Source organism: Natribaculum luteum (assembly GCF_023008545.1).
GTDB classification, from domain to species: Archaea; Halobacteriota; Halobacteria; order Halobacteriales; family Natrialbaceae; genus Natribaculum; species Natribaculum luteum.
In genome coordinates this window covers 2,908,663-2,924,349 of the sequence record NZ_CP095397.1, presented here as the reverse complement: position 1 = coordinate 2,924,349, position 15,687 = coordinate 2,908,663, and the positions used below count along the sequence as shown (strand labels likewise).

Genomic DNA, 15,687 nt, shown 5'->3' with positions numbered 1-15,687 from the left:
CAATACCTTAAATATAAATTCTCGACCCAAGTCTGTGAGACCATGGAACGAGTCGCGATCATCGGGGCGTCGATGACCCAGTTCGGGAAACGCGAGGAGTGGATCCGCGAGTTGCTCGTGGAGGCCGGCCTTGCCTGTCTCGAGGATGCGGGCGTCGACCCCGCTGACGTCGAGCACCTGTACGTCTCGAACATGGCGAGTGGCGAGTTCGAGGGACAAAGCGGCGTCGTGAACGCGCTAGTTCACGACCTCGACGCGATGCCGGCGTACACCCAGCGCGTCGACCAGACGAGTTCGAGCGGCGGTGCAGGGATCTACGCCGCCTGGCAGTCGGTCGCCAGCGGGGCAAGCGACATGACGTTGCTCGTCGGCGGCGAGAAGATGACTCACCGGACGACCGCTGAGGCGACCGACGTCATCGCGTCGCTCACCCACCCGGTCGAGTACAAACACGGCGTCACGCTCCCTTCCTTTGCGGGCCTGACCGCGCGCCACTACCTCGAGCGCTTCGACGCGCCACGGGAGAGTCTCGCGAAGGTCGCCGTCAAGAACCACAAGAACGGCGTCGACAACCCCAAGGCGCAGTTCCAGAAGGAGATCGACCTCGAGACGGCCATGGAGTCGCCGATCGTCGCCGACCCGCTTCGACTGTACGACTTCTGCCCGATCACGGACGGCTCGGCGGCACTCATGCTCTGTCCCGAGTCGGTCGCGAAAGAGTACACCGACGAGTACGTCGTGATCGCGGGCGTCGACGGTGCGACCGACACCCACGTCGTCCACGAGCGGGAAGATCCGACGATCATGGGTGGCGTCGTCGAGAGCGGCGAGGGTGCCTACGAGATGAGCGGCTACGGACCCGACGACATCGACGTCGCAGAACTCCACGACATGTTCACCATCCTCGAGTTCCTCCAGATGGAGGGGCTTGGCTTCGCCGAGCAGGGCGAGGCCTGGCAGCTCGTCGAGGAAGGCTATACCGAGCGCGACACCGGGGAGTTGCCGATCAACACCTCCGGCGGCCTCAAGTCGAAGGGCCATCCGCTCGGGGCCAGCGGCGTCGCACAGGCGGTCGAAATCTACGAACAGCTGATGGGCGAGGCCGGTCCGCGACAGGTCGAGGCCGACGTCGGCCTGACCTGTAACGTCGGCGGCTTCGGAAACTGTGTCATCACCACCATCATGGAGGCAGCACGATGACGATGGAAGCCTACCGCTACGAGAACGGATCGATCACCTACCCCGGCCACCCGATCGGACCGGACGGGAGCGAACCAGTCGAGACGATCGACCTGAGCGAGTACACCGCGGAGGTCGTCACCTGGACGACGAGCACCGCGACGCCGCCAGGCGTGCGCGAGCCGAACACGATGGCGATCGTCGAGTTCGACGTCAGCGAGGCGTCCGACGACGCCTCGAGCAGCCGGACGCAGTCCGGCGACGACGGCGAATCCGTCCGGGCGCTCGGGCAGGTGACGACCGACGACGTCGAGACGGGCGATACGGTCCGACCCGTCCACGTCGAGGAACTCCGCGAGCCCGGCGCGGGGATCAGAGAACCGGAGAGCCAGGAGTGGGACGGCTACCGGTTCGAACCGGTCTGATCACGACTCGTTCTCGCCGGTCTCGTCGTCCGGTTCGTCGCCGTCTGTCTCGTCACCGGCGTCGTCCGATCCGTACTGATCTTTCAGCGTCTCGAGTTCGGCGTCGACGTCGACGTCCGACTCGTCGGGTCGGTCGTCGGTCGAGTCGTCGATTTCGATCGTTCGGCCCTTCGTCTCGGCGTCGACCTCCTCACCGGCGTCTCGCAGTCGTCGATCTACCTCGTCGCGCAACTCGCGTGCGTCCTCGACGAGGTCGCGTGCCTGGCGGTTCTGTGGCAGCGCCCCCTCCCCGAGCGCCCGCTGGAGTTCTGCCAGCGCTCCGTCGAGTTGCTCGAGCGTCGTCTCCCGGAGTTCGGTCGCCCGCGTTCGGGTGACGTCGGTCGCCCTCCCGGTCCGCTCCCGAACGTCGCGGTCCCGGCGGACGAGCCTGAGACCGCGCTGGAACGCCTCGAGTGCCCGGACGTTCGCCTCGAGGATCGCGACGAGCGCGGGGATCGCGACCTCGTCGGTCAACCGGAGGAGTTCCCCCGGCGTCGGCGGTCGCAGTCGCGGCTCCGGACGCGGCTCGAGTTCGTGGCGGAGGTCGCGCAGCGTCTGTGTGAGTTCGTCGATGGATTCCGCGAGGTCTTCGTCTCGGTTGGCCATGCGTGACCTACGGACCGCGGATTCAAAACGATAATCGAGGCGTGATTCCTCGAGTCGGATCCCCCGCGCGATCGGTACGTGTCACGCGTTCGTCGGCTCGTCGAACGTGATCCAAGCGTTTTTGACGGGGCGATGCACCTGAACGAACGTGCGAATCGAGAACAGTTTCATCCCCGTCCGGGGCGTCGGTGAGAAGACGGAACGGGACCTGTGGGCACACGGCGTCACCCACTGGGACGAGTTCGACGGCAGCGTCGTCGGACCGACGGTCGCAGACCGCATCGAGTCGTTCATCGACGACGCCCACGCTCGCCTCGAGGCCGGCGACGTCTCCTACTTCGCCGACGCGTTTCCCACCTCGAGTCACTGGCGACTGTACGAGAACGTACGCGAGGACGCGTGTTTTCTCGACATCGAGACGACCGGTCTCGACGCGACCCGCCACGAGGTGACGACGGTCAGCGTCCACCGCGGCGGCGAGACGACGACCTTCGTCAGAGACCGCGATCTGACCGCGACGCGATTGCAGGCCGAACTCGAGAAGGCGTCGCTGCTCGTCACGTTCAACGGAAAGCGCTTCGACGTCCCCTTTCTCGAAACGTGCTACGACGTCGACGCCTCGTTACCCCACGTCGACCTCATGTATCCGTGTCGCAGACTCGGGCTCGAGGGCGGGTTAAAACGAATCGAACGGGACGTCGGCATCGATCGCGACCGACCGGACATCTCGGGTCGCGACGCGGTCCGACTCTGGCGCGAGTACGAGCGCGGCGACGACGGCGCCCTCGAGACGCTCGTCGAGTACAACCGCGCCGATACGGCTAACCTGGAGACGCTGATGGACGTCGTCACCAGTCGACTCCACGACGACGTGTTCGAGTCGGTGGCTGCCACCCAGCGCGGATGACGAGACTGCCCAACCGGCGACGTCGCCGATCAGTGCGACCGCGAAAGCTGGAGCTGGATTCTACGCGTTCTCGGTGTCGGTACGATCGCGGTGGCCGTCGATCGCGACCGATCTCCGTTGTGACGAGAACGGCTCCTCGTCCCTTGCAGTAGCCGAGACGGGGTACAGATGTGTGACCAGCAACTCAGTCGAGGATCTCGACGTCGCCGTCGCTCGTGACGACGACGTCGTATCCACAGTAGGAAAACGCTACTCGCCCGGAACTGCGAGGTGTCCCGTCTTCTCGAGGCGCAAACAGTGCGTCGAGCGCTTCTGGATTGAGAACGTCGTAAAGGGCTTCGTACTCCGGTGGTTCGATCTCGGTCGCCTCTACTCCTTCTCGTTCGGCAATTGCGTTAATGATCTTGAAACTAAGGGGAATGCTTTCGCCCGAACGTTCCACTGATAGTAGCATTGGAAGGTGGGTTCACCCGATCAGATATAAATCCTGTGGGCCCTCCTCGTAGCTAATGGGCTCTTTTGTGTTTTAATGCATATTTATATACATTGGGGGCTATTTTGGCGTCATCGATAGAGATATTCTTAGTACGGTCGTCTTATACAGAACTATTCAAGAAAGAGAAGAAACAGAAATAGAGACCGTTAGTAACTGATTACGGGCGTGGTGTCTTCCCTTTCCACGGAAAATACTCTATTGAACGATACTATCTCACCGATCAGTTCCAGCGAGCAAGTGGTAGCTAGTTCGCGACGTCAAGCCAGGGGCGGAATCGAACCCGGCTGCGAGATCGAGCGAAGTCTCGCGCGGTTCAAACTGTTGCCTTGCTGTTGCTCGCGAATTCGTTCGCGACAGTAAGCCAGGGCCGGGATTTGAACCCGGGAAGTCTCGATTACAAGTCGAGTGCATGAACCGCCCATGCTCCCCTGGCGCGATCCGTTGATTATTGCTCTTCCTTTGAGTGTGTATCGTTTTCGCTCCGGTCGTCGAGCGATCGCTCCATCGCCACGCGATGGGTATCGTACCCGTTGCGGCGATAAAAGCGCCGCGCCGCGTCGTTTTTCGCCATCGCCTCGAGCGTGACGACGTCGGCCCCTCGCTGGGCGAGTTCCTCTTCCGTCGCCTCGAGCAACGCCGTCCCGATTCCCCGTCCGCGATACGCCGGACGGACGTACAGGTTCGAGAGCAGTCCACGGGTCGCATCGAGCGCAAACGTCCCCCGCTCGAGCGAGAACGAGGCGAACCCGACGACGTCGCCGTCGACGCGAGCGACCAGCAGCCCGCCACCGACCTGGTGTGCGGCGAGCGTTTCACCGATCGTTTCGCGGTTCGCGTCCGGCAGGACGTGCGAATCGTGCTGGCGCTGTTCGCGGGCGAGGTCGACCCAGTAGTCGGTGAGGGTCTCGACGTCTTCTCGCGTCGCCGGTTCAATCACCGGCTGTTCGTCGGGGGCCATTCTCGAGCGCCGTAACGGCGGGAAGCGGTTCGGCGGTGAGCATCTTCAGGGCGGCCCCGCCGCCGGTGCTGACGTGGGTGAAGCCCTCGACGCCGAGGTGACGCAGCGCCGACGCGGTGTCGCCGCCACCGACGATGCTCACCTCGACGTCGGTCGCCGCACGGTACAGCTGGCGAGTACCCTTCTCGAAGTTGTCGTCCTCGTAGACGCCGGCAGGACCGTTGAGGATGACGGTGCCGGCGTCCTCGAGGATGCGCCGGTAGTACGTGAGCGTCGAGTCGCCGACGTCCATTGCTGCCTCTCCCTCTCGAGGCGGGAGGGCGTTGACGCCGATCTCGTGTCGCTCGCCGTCTCGAGCGACTGCGACGTCGCGCGGGAACGCGATCTGCTCGCCGTAGGCGTCGAGCAAGTCGGCAGCGCGGTCGATCTCGTCCCAGTAGCCCTGATCGTAGATGAAGTCGGAGCTCGCGTCCCCCAGGTCGACGCCGTCGGCGATGAGGAAGACGTTTCCAACGACGCCGGCGGTGAGGACGTGGTCGGCGAGCCCCTTCTCGAGGATGCTCCAGGCGACGTCGATCGAGTCGGGGACTTTCGCCCCGCCGAGGACGTAGACTCGCGGCTCGGGCGTCTCCTCGATGTTGCCGAGGACGTCGAGTTCGGCTTCCATCACGCGGCCGGCGTAACCGGGGAGGACGGTCGGAAACCCGACGAGCGACGGCTGTGAGCGGTGGGCCGCGGCGAACGCGTCGTTGACGTAGGCGTCCAGGACGGGTGCGAGCCCCTCGACGAGGTGGGTTCGAGCGGCACGGTCGGGTTCGAACTCCATGTACTCCTCGCTGTAGAAGCGGGTGTTCTCGAGGACGACGCACTCGCCGTCCTCGAGCGAGGAGACGGCGTCTCTGGCGGCACTGGAGAACGTCGCGTCGACGTAGTCGACGGGACGACCGAGGAGATCCGAGAGTCGAGCCGCGTGGGGTTCGAGACAGGAGAAGTCGTCGCCGCCAGGCCGCCCCTGGTGGGCGAGGACGGCGACGCGGCCGCCACGCTCTAGCAGTTCCGAGAGCGTGTCGACGTGTGCGCGCAGTCGAGCGTCGTCTGCGAGCGACCCGTCGTCTCCGATCGGACTGTTGACGTCGACCCGAACCCCGACGGTCGTCCCAGAAACGTCGAGGTCGTCGAGGGTAGCGATCATTACCGATCTGTCCACCGGCACGACCGAAAGGTCTTTCCATCGAAAAGGTAGAGTGCGTTATTTGTTGGCACGGAACCGGGGTCGTTCTCGTAACGCCGATCGTCCGCCAGTTCGGCGCAACTGTGACGCGCTCGCGGTCACGCCGGGAACCAGGCACGACTGGCAGTATCAGACGGTACGGCAGTCGGCACAGACGAGCTGTCCGTTCGACTCCCACAGTGACTCTGCCAGCGAGCCACAGGCCTCACAGACGCCTTGCGTCGTGTACTCGTCGCCACCGCTACCGTTGGGACGTAACTTGGCGTCGGTGTCGGTATTCGAGGGCTGGCCGATCGGTGGCTCCTGGGATCGCGACGGGGCGGTCGTTGCCTGGAACGACCCTGCAGCGGCGATCACGTCTCGCTGTGTGAGGACGCCGAGCAGGTTGTCGCCGTCGAAGACGACGAGATTACGGAAGTTCTCCCTGGACATCGTGTCTGCGGCGTCGGTGAGCGACCGGTCGGCGTCGATCGTCACCACTGGCGTCGACATGACGTCCTCGACGAGCGTTTCTCCGGGATCTCTCTCGTCGTCGACGAGACCGAGGACGTCCCACTCGGTCATGATGCCGACGGGATCCGACCCGCGAAGGACCAGGACGCACCCGACGTGCTCTGCGCGCATGAGTTCGACGGCACCGAGGACGGTGTCCGACTCGCTTGCGGCAACGTACTCTTTCGTCAGGACATCCCTGACCGACAGTTCCGGTTCCATGTGTGAACAATGACCACAGGGAGTCTAAAAACTACCTCCGGCAGGCTTATCAAATCGGCCGACGAAGGTTTCTTTTCGGTAGTTTCGACAGTTCTGTGACGGTCTCGTCTCCCGTCGTCTCACCACTCGAGTTCCACGCGAGAGCAGTCCGCCCGACAGGTCTCGAGGGCGTGTTTGGCGTCCATCCCGGCGGCGCGTGCAGTCTCCCCGCGGCCGACGCCGACTTTGAGTTCGACGCCGACCGACGCCTCGACGTGAGCGATGGCGTCCTCGTAGTCGTCTCGCTCGAGGTCGGGACAGACGGCGATGACGTTGTCGCCGCCGACGAAAAACGAGAGGCTGTCGTGGGTCCGGCGCATGTACTTCATGAGCGCGGCGTAGCCCTGTTCGATCTCGATGAAGCTGTCGAAGGCGTTGAGTTCGTCCGTGTACTCGCCGGTGGCGTCGTTGACGTCGAAGTGTGCGATCTGGACGTCGTCGTCGGTGCGGTGGTTCGCGTCGACGACGCGACCGTCGAGGATCTCGCGACGATTCGCGTCCTGGGCACTGCCGGCTTCCTGCAGGAGCGAGGTGGCGTCCGAAAGCGCCTGCGCGGGACTGGTTCCCGTCGCGACGCCGAGACTGAGCGTCACGGGATATCGGTTCCCGATCGATTCCTGGAGGAGGGCGTGATCGTCGACGTCGAGGCCGTTCGTGACGGCGATCATGTTGTCGAAGCGCGTGAAGAAGGTGTAGCCGTCACGGTTGCCGACGAACTGCGAGATGTCGGCGTACAGCCGCGACTGCAGCGTCTGAAGGTCTGCCTCCCGCCGTGGCTCCGGCGTCACCGTCCACGGTCCGTAGTTGTCGATTTGAACGAGCGTAACCTGCGTGTTCGTCACGGGTATCCAACGGTACCGTCTGTCTTCGTATAAGTGATACGTAATCCAGATTCGTGATGGCGTGTGCCGCCGTCGATTACGCTGGCTTTTTCTCGGGGTTCGCGCCCTCAGGGTGGTACTCCCAGAAGCCGCCTTCCCGCATCGCGTTCCCGACGGCCTTGTGCATGTCGGTGATCGTCTCGAACTCCTCTTGGTCGACGTACTCGAAGATGTCGCGCAGGGCGACGACCGTCTGGTGGTTGATTCGGATGGGGTCGTCGCCGTGTTCCGCGACGAGGTCGTCGCGCTCGAGCGGGAAGTCCTCTTCCTCGTCGACTTTCTTCGCGATGATCGCCATATCGTACTTGCGCATCCCTTCGCTTCCTTCCTCGCCGTCGGGATCGTGTGGCCAGTCCATACGCCGTGATGTGCGTGGCCACCGCAAAAACGTTACTCTCTGTCGGCCTGGCGATCAGTCGTCGGCGGCTGTCTCCGCGTCGGCGGTCTCGTCGCCGAGGATCTCCTCCTGGTGTTCGCCGAGCAAGGGCGCACGGCCCCGCACGCGCGGTGGCGTCTCGGTCATCTTGATCGGGTTGCCGGCGATCTCGACCTCGCGGCCGGCACCCGGCTGTTCGACCGGGACGATCATGTCGCGATCGTGGACGTGAGAGTCCGCGAAGATGTCCTCCGTGTTCTGGACGGGCGCAACCGGGACCCGTCCCTCGAGGGTCTCACAGATCGTCTCGGCGGTCCGTTCGGTGGTCCACGAGCTGATCTCCTCGCGGAGGTACTCGCGATTCTCGAGGCGGCTCTCGCGGTCGGGGTACTCCTCGGCGAGGTCCGGGCGGCCGATCTCCTCACAGAGGGCCGTCCAGTGGTTGGTCCCGAATCCGGCGATCACGACGTGGCCGTCGGCGGCCTCGAAGGCGTCGAAGGGAAACAGCGTCGGGTGGGAGTTGCCCTGGCGCGTCGGCGGTTCTCCCGTGTACGACTGCTGGTAGATGGCGCGCTCGGTCATGCTGACCATCGAGTCGTACAGCGCCGTGTCGACGTACTGCCCCTCGCCGGTCTGTTCGCGGTGGTTGACCGCCGCGAGGATGCCGATGCAGTTCAGCGTCGCGGTGAAGAGGTCGCCGATGCCGGGGCCGACTTTCGTCGGCGGGCCGTCCTCCTGACCTGTGATCTCCATGACGCCGCCGAGCGCCTGGGCGATGAGGTCGTACGACGGTTGGCCCTGTCGGTGGGTCTCGCCGGTCCGCGGGTCGCCGAAGCCGCGAATCGAGGAGTAGATGAGTTGCGGATTGTGCTCGCGCAGGGTTTCGTAGCCGAGATCGAACTTCTCCATCGTGCCCGCGCGATAGTTCTCGATGACGACGTCCGCTTTCTCCACCAGCGAGAGGAACGCCTCGCGGTCGTCGTCGTCGCCCAGGTCGAGCTCGATGCTTCGCTTCCCGCGATTGACGCTCTGGAAGTAGCCGCCGTAGGCTTCTTCGTCGGGATCGTCGACGAACGGCGGGTTCGGCCGGATGAAGTCGCCGCCGGGACGCTCGATCTTTACGACGTCTGCGCCCATGTCCGCGAGCAACATCGTACAGTACGGTCCGGCAAGCACCTGCGTCAGATCGAGGACGCGTAAGTTCGAGAGCGCTCCCATGCGTGTATCCCCACAATGCAGACAGGGACGCAAAAACCTTTACTATAGATCATGATGGTGTTCACACGTGACAATCTGAGGGTCCAAGGCTGTATAAGGAGTATTATCATGAAAAACCATTAGAGTTAAGGCCCCATTCCTCATGGTTGTCCATACAATGACCCGAACGGTCGTCCTCGGTGTGATCGGGTCCGACGCGCACGTCGTCGGGATCACGATCCTCGAGCAGGCGTTCAGTGCAGCTGGTTTCGACGTCGTCAACCTCGGCGTACAGACCTCCCAGGAGGAGTTCGCCGAGGCAGCGAAAGCCCACGACGCCGAGGCTGTACTGGTCTCCTCGCTCTACGGTCACGCCGAGCAGGACTGTCAGGGTTTCCACGACGTCCTCGCCGAGGCGGACGTCGACGCGATCACCTACATCGGGGGCAACCTCGCAGTCGGCCAGGACGACTTCGAGGAGACTCGGGCGACGTTCGAGGACCTCGGGTTCGACCGGGTCTTCGACTCCGAGACCGATCCCGAAGAGGCGATCGCCGCCCTGGAGCGCGACTTGCAGATCACGACGACAGAGTCGGAGCGTGTTACCGTTAATTCCTAGATGATACGAGACGAGCGTATTCCTTCCGACGAGCTACGGCGTATCGACGACGAGATCCGATCCAACTGGGCGACGGGTGCGGCCGTCGACTTCGACGAGGCGATTCGCTACCACGAGTCGCTTCCGGCCGAGAAGCGCTTCGCCGAGGTGCTCGAGTCCGCGGACAAACCGCTGTTGCAGCCCAGAGCGGGCGTCCCGCGACTCGACGACCAGATCGAGCTGCTCGAGTACCTCCACGGTGAAGGCGAGGCGGACCTCCTCCCGACGACCATCGACTCCTACACGCGCGACAACGAGTACGGGAAAGCCCAGGAAGGTCTCGAGAAGGCCCGGGAGACGGGCGAGGACACCCTGAACGGCTTTCCGGCCGTCAACCACGGCGTCGACGGCTGCCGAAACCTGATCGAGGCGATCGACGCCCCGATCGAGGTCCGCCACGGCACGCCCGACGCTCGGCTGCTCGCGGCGATCACCTTCGCGGGCGGCTTCCAGAGCTTCGAGGGCGGACCGATCTCGTACAACATCCCCTACACGAAAGAGCACGGCCTCGCCGAGACGATCGAACACTGGCAGTTCGTCGATCGGCTGGCCGGCGCGTACACCGAACGCGGCGTCCGGATCAATCGCGAGCCGTTCGGTCCGCTGACCGGGACGCTCGTCCCGCCCTCGATCGCGATCGCGATCGGTATCGTCGAGGGCCAGCTTGCGGCCACCCAGGGCGTCCGGTCGGTCACGCTGGGATACGGACAGGTCGGCAACGTCGTCCAGGACGTCGCCGCCCTGCGTGCCCTGAAGAAACTGGGCAACGAGTACCTCCCGGACGACGTCTATGTGACGACCGTCTTCCACGAGTGGATGGGCGGGTTCCCGCCGGACGAGGCTCGTGCCAACGGCGTCATCAGCCTCGGCGGGATGACCGCAGCGATCGCCCAGCCCGACAAGGTCATCACCAAGTCCCCACAGGAGTTCCAGGGTGTGCCGACCAAGGAGGCCAACGCCGCCGGATTGCGAACGACGAGACAGATCATCGACATGGCGATCGAGCAGAACATCGACATCGACGGTATCGACGAGGAGCAGGAACTGATCGAACGCGAGACTCACTGTCTCATGGACACGATCCTGAAACACGGCGACGGCGACGTCGCCTGGGGGACAATCAAGGCCTTCGAGTCCGGTGCACTCGACGTGCCCTTCGCCCCGAGCGACAGCGCGGCGGGTGCGGTGCTCCCTGCACGCGACGACGATGGCCGGGTCCGCATCTTCGAGTGGGCGGACCTCGAGATGGACGACGACATCAAGGAGATCCACCGCGCGCGACTCTCACAGCGGGCCGAGACCGAGGGACGACAGGAGTCGTTCCGGATGGTCGCCGACGACGTCGACGCGATCAGCGACGGGAAACTGATTGGTCGTCCCCACAGCGGCACTGGAGGTGTCGGCAATGCGGATTGAGGCCGTCCACGCCACGCCCGGCTTCTCGGGCTTTTACTTCGACGACCAGCGCGCGATCAAGCGGGGAGCGAGCCAGGACGGCTTCGCCTACGTGGGCGAGCCCGTCACCGAGGGCTTCGACTCGATCCGTCAGGCCGGCGAGGCCCTGATCGTCGACGTCGAACTCGAGGACGGAAGCGTGGTTCGGGGCGACTGCGCCGCCGTCCAGTACTCCGGTGCTGGCGGACGCGACCCGCTCTTCCAGGCCGAGGAGTACGCCCCCGTCGTCGAGGGACCCGTGGCCGAGGAACTCGTCGGCCGCGACGCGACGGACTTCCTCGAGAACGCGGAACTGCTCGAGGAGATGGTCGTCGAGGGCGACCGGCTTCACACGGCGATCCGCTACGGCGTCTCCCAGGCGTTGCTCGCCGCGGCCGCCGAGGCCGAGGGGACGACCCGGACGGACGTCTTAGCCGCCGAACTCGACACCGAACCCGCCGAGGAGCCGATCCCGGTGTTCGGCCAGAGCGGCGACGACCGCTACGTCAACGCCGAGAAGATGTTCATCAAGGGCGTCCCCGTCCTCCCCCACGGACTGATCAACGCCGAAGAGAAGATCGGCTCGGAGGGTGAGACCCTACTCGAGTACGTCGAGTGGCTCGTCTCCCGCTCGCAGGAACTCGGCCCCGACGGCTACGAACCGCGGATCCACATCGACGTCTACGGGATGATCGGCGAGATCTTCGGTGCGCCCTACGACCGCCCGGAGGTCGTCGAGTACTTCGCCGACCTCGAGGAAGCCGCCGGCGACCTCCCGATCCAGATCGAGGGGCCGATGGACGTCGGCGACCGCGAGGCCCAGATCGAGGCGATGTGTGAACTCCGCGAGGGACTCGCCGAGGCCGGCGTCGGCGTCGACGTCGTCGCCGACGAGTGGTGTAACACCTTCGAGGACGTTCAGGCGTTCGTCGACGCGGGTGCCGCCGACGTGGTCCAGGTGAAAACACCCGACCTCGGTGGCATCCAGCGAAGCGCTCGGGCCGTCCAGTACTGCGACGGGACGGACACTCGCGCGTACCTCGGCGGCACCTGCAACGAGACGGAGACGTCCGCACGTGCCTGTGCCCACGTCGCGCTCGCGACGAACGCGGCCCAGGTACTCGCGAAACCGGGTATGGGCTTCGACGAGGGGTACATGATCGTCGAAAACGAGATGCGTCGCACGGTCGCTCGCCGACGGCGTGGGCGACTCGAAACTGAAGACGAGGTGACTGCAGATGACTGACTGGACTGACCCCGAGACGTTCGCACAGGCACTCGAACAGGTCGAGACCAAAGAGAAGGGCAACTGCTTCGAGGACTTCGAAGAGAGCCAGATCATCGAACACGAACCCGGCCTCACGCTGACTCGCCACGGCAACGAGGCGTGGATGAGCCAGACGCTCAACCACGACCCCGCCTACTGGCGGCAAGACGTCGCCGAAGCCCGGGACTTCGAGGAACCGCCGGTCCACCCGGACTATCTCACGGCCGCCACCCTCGGCATCACCGTCGAGGACCTGAGCGAGAAAGGCGGCTACTTCCTCGGCCGAACCGACGTCCGGTTCCCGACCGACGCGGTGTACACGGGAACCGAACTCCACGTCGAAAGCGAAGTCGTCAACAGGGCCTCCTCGAGTTCTCGCCCCAACTACGGCATCGTCTCCTGGCGCACCCGCGGGAAAGACGCCGAGACGGGCGAGGTACTCTGCTCGTACGAGCGCACGAACATGATCCCGCGACGCCAGCCCCTCGAGACGGACGGGGGCGCGGTCGAAAATCCAGAAGAAGACGAACCCGGCCTCCCCAGTGAGTTCGTCACGCCCGAGGGCGGCTACTTCGAGGACTTCCTCGAGGCGCTCGAGGAAGCCGAGGGCCGCGACGCCGCGGTCGCCTACCGTCACGAACGCGGACGGACCCAGGACGACGTCACTGTCGCCTACCTGCCGCTCTCGACGCTGAACACGGCCAAACAGCACCACAACGTCGACGTCATGGCTGACTCGCCCTCGGGCGACATCGTCACCTACGGCGACGTGACCCGCTCGACCGCGCTCGGCCACGCCCGCTCGGACGAGGAGACCTACCGCGAGGTCGGCTTCGACGACGAGAAGTTCCACACCTTCGTCACGCCCGGCGACACTGTCTACGCCTTCACGCGCGTCCTCGACGCCGAGAACGATGGCGACGTCGCCGGCACCGTCCGCTTCGAGCACATCGCGTTCAACCAGAACGACGAACCCGTCTACTCCGGCACCCGGACGGCGGCGATCCGAAAGCGAGGCGAATAGGACCAGAAACACAACGATTAAACGTTAACTATCGAATCTACCAGATACATGAGCGACGTGAGACTCTGCCGAACCTTCCAGACCGCACCGGCCGCCGTCCCGAAAGACGACACGGCGAAGTACCTCCGCTCCGGCCTCGAGGCCGAGGGCTTCCAGGCTCCAGACTGGCTCGTGCCCGACATGGAAGACGGCACGGCCCCGGACATGAAAGAGCAGGGACTCGAGAACACGATCGACTTCGTTCCCGAGTACGACTTCCCGGGCGAGATCTGGCCCCGCGTCGAGTGGAGCTACGAGGACGAGTCGTTCCGCGAGCGCGGTCGCGACCAGATCGACCGCCTCGTCGCGGAGATCGGCGACGAGATCGACGGCGTCGTCGTCCCCAAGGTGGGCCGACTCGAGGACGTCGAACGCGCGGCCGCCGCGGTCGCCGACGCCGAGGCCGAACACGGCCACGCGGACGGCTCGATCGGCCTCTCGGTCATCATCGAGACCGGCCGGGCGAAGTCCGACCTGCGCGAGATCGCGAAGTTCGGCGAGGACTCCCGGCTCACCGCGCTCGTCTTCGGTCCCGTCGACTACGCGGCCGAACTCGGCGGTCGTGACTTCGGCGACGGCATGCCCCGCTGGGACGGCCTGCTCGAGGAACTCTCGAACGAGGCCAGCGCGGGCGACCTGCTCTCGATCGGCGGTCCGTTCGACGACCTGTTCAAAGAGCGCGCCGGCCTCACCTACTACAACGCCGACGCCTACGCCGACCAGGTCGAACACGAGGCGAGCCTGGGACTCGACGGTTCCTGGTCGCTGTACCCCAAACAGACGATCCAGGCCAACACGATCCACATGCCCACGCCCGAGGAACTCGAGCGCGACGTCAGCAAGATCGAGCGCTTCAACGCGGCCAAACGCGAGGGGACGGGTGCCGTGACCCTCGACGGCCAGATGGTCGACGAGGCCACGTTCAAGAACTTCCGCAACACCGTCCAGCAGGTTCGGACGATCCACGAGACCCGTCCCGCACAGACCGAAGAACGCTACGACGAGGACCTGCTCGAGCGGGCGCTCGAACTCGAACTCTCCTACGAGTAACCCGGTTCGCGAGCGGTTCCGTTCTACCGACCGTACTGCTTACTCGTCCCCCAGTCCGCCGAAGACGCGTTCGGCGTCGGCTGGCACGTCGAAGTCGTGGTAGCGTTCGCCACGTTCCTTCGAGAGGACGTCGAGGGCGGCTGCGGCACCGTCGCCGACGGCGATCGTCGCTTCCCACTTCTCGGGACGCACCATCGCACCCGTCGCGTAGGCGTCGTCGACGCTCGTCTCCATGTCCAGATCGACCTCGACGACGCCGTCGTCGTCCGTCTCACAGCCGAGGTCGGTGGCGAGTTCGCGGTTCGCCCCCGTCGCGAAGATCACGTACCGCGCGTCGTAGTCGCCGTCCTCGGTCTCGACGACGAACCCGCCGTCGGACGACGCGACGCCGGTGACCTGTTCGCCCTGGTGGCGGTCGACGCCGAACGCGTCGACCTGCTGGCGTGCCGTCGCCATGAACTCGCTGCCGCCGATCGAACCGACGCCGAGGTAGTTGAACAGGTGTGCCTTGTGCATCCACGTCTCGTCGGTGTCGAAGACTGTCGTCTCGAGGCCGTTTTTCGCGGTAAACAGTGCTGTACTCAGTCCGGCGGGACCACCGCCGACGACGATTACGTCGGTGTCACTCATTGCGTCCACCACTTATTTTCGGACAGCTAAATATCCTGTAGAAACAGTGGTGTAACCACGTGACACCCGTGTCATCGGGCGTGAAACTGTCTCTCACGCTACCGAGAGGTTACTGCTCGAGTCGTCGACCAGCGGTTCTCGCCGACCGCTCGAGCGAGTACTCGAGAGGTCGCCTGCTGCACTCGTCGTGCCCTCCCAGAGAAAACGGTGGGGATGGGATTTGAACTGCGCCCGAGAACCTGCGCGTCGTGCAGAACCTCGGTCTAATTCAAATCCCACCGTCTCGTTTTTCCGCTCATGTGCTCCTCGCTGCGCTCGTCGCAGTTGTTCGCGGAAAAACGGTGGGGATGGGATTTGAACCACGGTCGCAGCAAAGCTGCTCCCTGCTTCAAATCCTATCGAACCAATTTGCCGCTCGCGGAATTGCTCGCGGCAAAATACGGTGGGGATGGGATTTGAACCCATGAGGCTTGACAGCCACCTGCTCTCAAGGCAGGCGCGTTAGGCCGCTCTGCCACCCCACCTCGAGTACGCCTT

17 protein-coding genes and 2 tRNA genes are annotated in these 15,687 nt (G+C 64.6%); 8 read left to right on the top strand and 11 right to left on the bottom strand.

Annotation, left to right across the window (positions count from 1 at the left end; all coding sequences use genetic code 11):
• Positions 1-42: 42 nt before the first annotated feature.
• Positions 43-1,200 carry a thiolase family protein gene (locus MU558_RS15175; RefSeq protein ID WP_246968107.1) on the top strand — a complete coding sequence of 386 codons (1,158 nt, stop codon included), beginning with the start codon at positions 43-45 and terminating at the stop codon, positions 1,198-1,200.
• Complete coding sequence (locus MU558_RS15170; RefSeq protein WP_246968104.1) at positions 1,197-1,604, top strand: PhlB family protein; 408 nt, start codon at positions 1,197-1,199, stop codon at positions 1,602-1,604. Before MU558_RS15175 ends, MU558_RS15170 begins: the two co-directional genes overlap by 4 nt.
• Here the strand turns inward: MU558_RS15170 and MU558_RS15165 are convergent, their stop codons facing one another.
• Complete coding sequence (locus MU558_RS15165; protein WP_246968101.1) at positions 1,605-2,249, bottom strand: DUF7547 family protein; 645 nt, start codon at positions 2,247-2,249, stop codon at positions 1,605-1,607.
• 148 nt (positions 2,250-2,397) lie between these two features.
• On the opposite strand from MU558_RS15165, the gene MU558_RS15160 reads away from it, so the two are divergent.
• Positions 2,398-3,156: a ribonuclease H-like domain-containing protein gene (locus tag MU558_RS15160; RefSeq protein WP_246968098.1), complete on the top strand. Its 759-nt coding sequence runs from the start codon at positions 2,398-2,400 to the stop codon at positions 3,154-3,156.
• 184 nt (positions 3,157-3,340) lie between these two features.
• Here the strand turns inward: MU558_RS15160 and ddfA are convergent, their stop codons facing one another.
• The 8 genes from ddfA to mct form a co-directional block, all read right to left on the bottom strand.
• Positions 3,341-3,610 (bottom strand): DdfA family disk-determining factor, encoded by a 270-nt coding sequence (ddfA, locus tag MU558_RS15155; RefSeq protein ID WP_246968090.1) that lies wholly within the window; start codon positions 3,608-3,610, stop codon positions 3,341-3,343.
• 401 nt (positions 3,611-4,011) lie between these two features.
• A tRNA-Thr gene (locus tag MU558_RS15150) sits at positions 4,012-4,085 on the bottom strand.
• 12 nt (positions 4,086-4,097) lie between these two features.
• A complete protein-coding gene (locus MU558_RS15145; RefSeq protein ID WP_246968088.1) occupies positions 4,098-4,610 on the bottom strand; it encodes a GNAT family N-acetyltransferase in 513 nt (170 codons plus the stop codon).
• Complete coding sequence (locus MU558_RS15140) at positions 4,582-5,802, bottom strand: phosphoglycerate kinase (RefSeq protein ID WP_246968086.1); 1,221 nt, start codon at positions 5,800-5,802, stop codon at positions 4,582-4,584. The genes MU558_RS15145 and MU558_RS15140 overlap by 29 nt, the downstream gene beginning before the upstream one ends.
• A 168-nt stretch (positions 5,803-5,970) precedes the next feature.
• The gene (locus MU558_RS15135) at positions 5,971-6,555 is read right to left on the bottom strand and encodes a CBS domain-containing protein (protein ID WP_246968084.1); all 585 of its coding nucleotides are present in this window, start codon (positions 6,553-6,555) and stop codon (positions 5,971-5,973) included.
• 119 nt (positions 6,556-6,674) lie between these two features.
• On the bottom strand, positions 6,675-7,436 hold the full coding sequence (locus MU558_RS15130; protein WP_246968082.1) for a GTP cyclohydrolase III: 762 nt from the start codon (positions 7,434-7,436) through the stop codon (positions 6,675-6,677).
• 76 nt (positions 7,437-7,512) lie between these two features.
• Positions 7,513-7,833, bottom strand: a complete 321-nt coding sequence (locus MU558_RS15125) for a DUF5785 family protein (protein ID WP_246968064.1) — start codon at positions 7,831-7,833, stop codon at positions 7,513-7,515.
• A gap of 54 nt (positions 7,834-7,887) precedes the next feature.
• Positions 7,888-9,069 (bottom strand): succinyl-CoA:mesaconate CoA-transferase, encoded by a 1,182-nt coding sequence (mct, locus tag MU558_RS15120; protein WP_246968061.1) that lies wholly within the window; start codon positions 9,067-9,069, stop codon positions 7,888-7,890.
• A gap of 142 nt (positions 9,070-9,211) precedes the next feature.
• Here mct and glmS point away from each other — a divergent pair, with 142 nt between their 5' ends.
• From glmS to citE, 5 genes are read left to right on the top strand one after another with little or no spacing between them, the layout of a single operon-like run.
• A complete protein-coding gene (gene glmS / locus MU558_RS15115) occupies positions 9,212-9,667 on the top strand; it encodes a methylaspartate mutase subunit S (RefSeq protein WP_246968058.1) in 456 nt (151 codons plus the stop codon).
• The gene (locus MU558_RS15110; protein ID WP_246968042.1) at positions 9,668-11,122 is read left to right on the top strand and encodes a methylaspartate mutase subunit E; all 1,455 of its coding nucleotides are present in this window, start codon (positions 9,668-9,670) and stop codon (positions 11,120-11,122) included. It abuts the gene before it with no gap.
• On the top strand, positions 11,112-12,386 hold the full coding sequence (locus MU558_RS15105; RefSeq protein ID WP_246968039.1) for a methylaspartate ammonia-lyase: 1,275 nt from the start codon (positions 11,112-11,114) through the stop codon (positions 12,384-12,386). The genes MU558_RS15110 and MU558_RS15105 overlap by 11 nt, the downstream gene beginning before the upstream one ends.
• Positions 12,379-13,431, top strand: coding sequence for a 2-methylfumaryl-CoA hydratase (gene mch / locus MU558_RS15100; protein ID WP_246968035.1), 1,053 nt, complete (start codon positions 12,379-12,381; stop codon positions 13,429-13,431). Before MU558_RS15105 ends, mch begins: the two co-directional genes overlap by 8 nt.
• 48 nt (positions 13,432-13,479) lie before the next feature.
• On the top strand, positions 13,480-14,520 hold the full coding sequence (gene citE / locus MU558_RS15095) for an L-malyl-CoA/beta-methylmalyl-CoA lyase (protein WP_246968032.1): 1,041 nt from the start codon (positions 13,480-13,482) through the stop codon (positions 14,518-14,520).
• A 39-nt stretch (positions 14,521-14,559) separates the two neighbouring features.
• On the opposite strand, the gene MU558_RS15090 is transcribed toward citE, so the two are convergent.
• Positions 14,560-15,150 (bottom strand): NAD(P)/FAD-dependent oxidoreductase, encoded by a 591-nt coding sequence (locus MU558_RS15090; RefSeq protein WP_246968029.1) that lies wholly within the window; start codon positions 15,148-15,150, stop codon positions 14,560-14,562.
• 440 nt (positions 15,151-15,590) lie between these two features.
• A tRNA-Ser gene (locus MU558_RS15085) sits at positions 15,591-15,674 on the bottom strand.
• Between the last annotated feature and the right edge of the window lie 13 nt (positions 15,675-15,687).

Excerpts from the sequence above, each read along its gene's own strand:
- MU558_RS15175 (WP_246968107.1), top strand. The coding sequence starts at position 43 with ATGGAACGAGTCGCGATCATCGGGGCGTCGATGACCCAGTTCGGGAAA.
- MU558_RS15170 (WP_246968104.1), top strand. The coding sequence starts at position 1,197 with ATGACGATGGAAGCCTACCGCTACGAGAACGGATCGATCACCTACCCC.
- MU558_RS15165 (WP_246968101.1), bottom strand. The coding sequence starts at position 2,249 with ATGGCCAACCGAGACGAAGACCTCGCGGAATCCATCGACGAACTCACA.
- ddfA (WP_246968090.1), bottom strand. The coding sequence starts at position 3,610 with ATGCTACTATCAGTGGAACGTTCGGGCGAAAGCATTCCCCTTAGTTTC.
- MU558_RS15145 (WP_246968088.1), bottom strand. The coding sequence starts at position 4,610 with ATGGCCCCCGACGAACAGCCGGTGATTGAACCGGCGACGCGAGAAGAC.
- MU558_RS15140 (WP_246968086.1), bottom strand. The coding sequence starts at position 5,802 with ATGATCGCTACCCTCGACGACCTCGACGTTTCTGGGACGACCGTCGGG.
- MU558_RS15135 (WP_246968084.1), bottom strand. The coding sequence starts at position 6,555 with ATGGAACCGGAACTGTCGGTCAGGGATGTCCTGACGAAAGAGTACGTT.
- MU558_RS15125 (WP_246968064.1), bottom strand. The coding sequence starts at position 7,833 with ATGGACTGGCCACACGATCCCGACGGCGAGGAAGGAAGCGAAGGGATG.
- mct (WP_246968061.1), bottom strand. The coding sequence starts at position 9,069 with ATGGGAGCGCTCTCGAACTTACGCGTCCTCGATCTGACGCAGGTGCTT.
- glmS (WP_246968058.1), top strand. The coding sequence starts at position 9,212 with ATGGTTGTCCATACAATGACCCGAACGGTCGTCCTCGGTGTGATCGGG.
- MU558_RS15110 (WP_246968042.1), top strand. The coding sequence starts at position 9,668 with ATGATACGAGACGAGCGTATTCCTTCCGACGAGCTACGGCGTATCGAC.
- MU558_RS15105 (WP_246968039.1), top strand. The coding sequence starts at position 11,112 with ATGCGGATTGAGGCCGTCCACGCCACGCCCGGCTTCTCGGGCTTTTAC.
- mch (WP_246968035.1), top strand. The coding sequence starts at position 12,379 with ATGACTGACTGGACTGACCCCGAGACGTTCGCACAGGCACTCGAACAG.
- citE (WP_246968032.1), top strand. The coding sequence starts at position 13,480 with ATGAGCGACGTGAGACTCTGCCGAACCTTCCAGACCGCACCGGCCGCC.
- MU558_RS15090 (WP_246968029.1), bottom strand. The coding sequence starts at position 15,150 with ATGAGTGACACCGACGTAATCGTCGTCGGCGGTGGTCCCGCCGGACTG.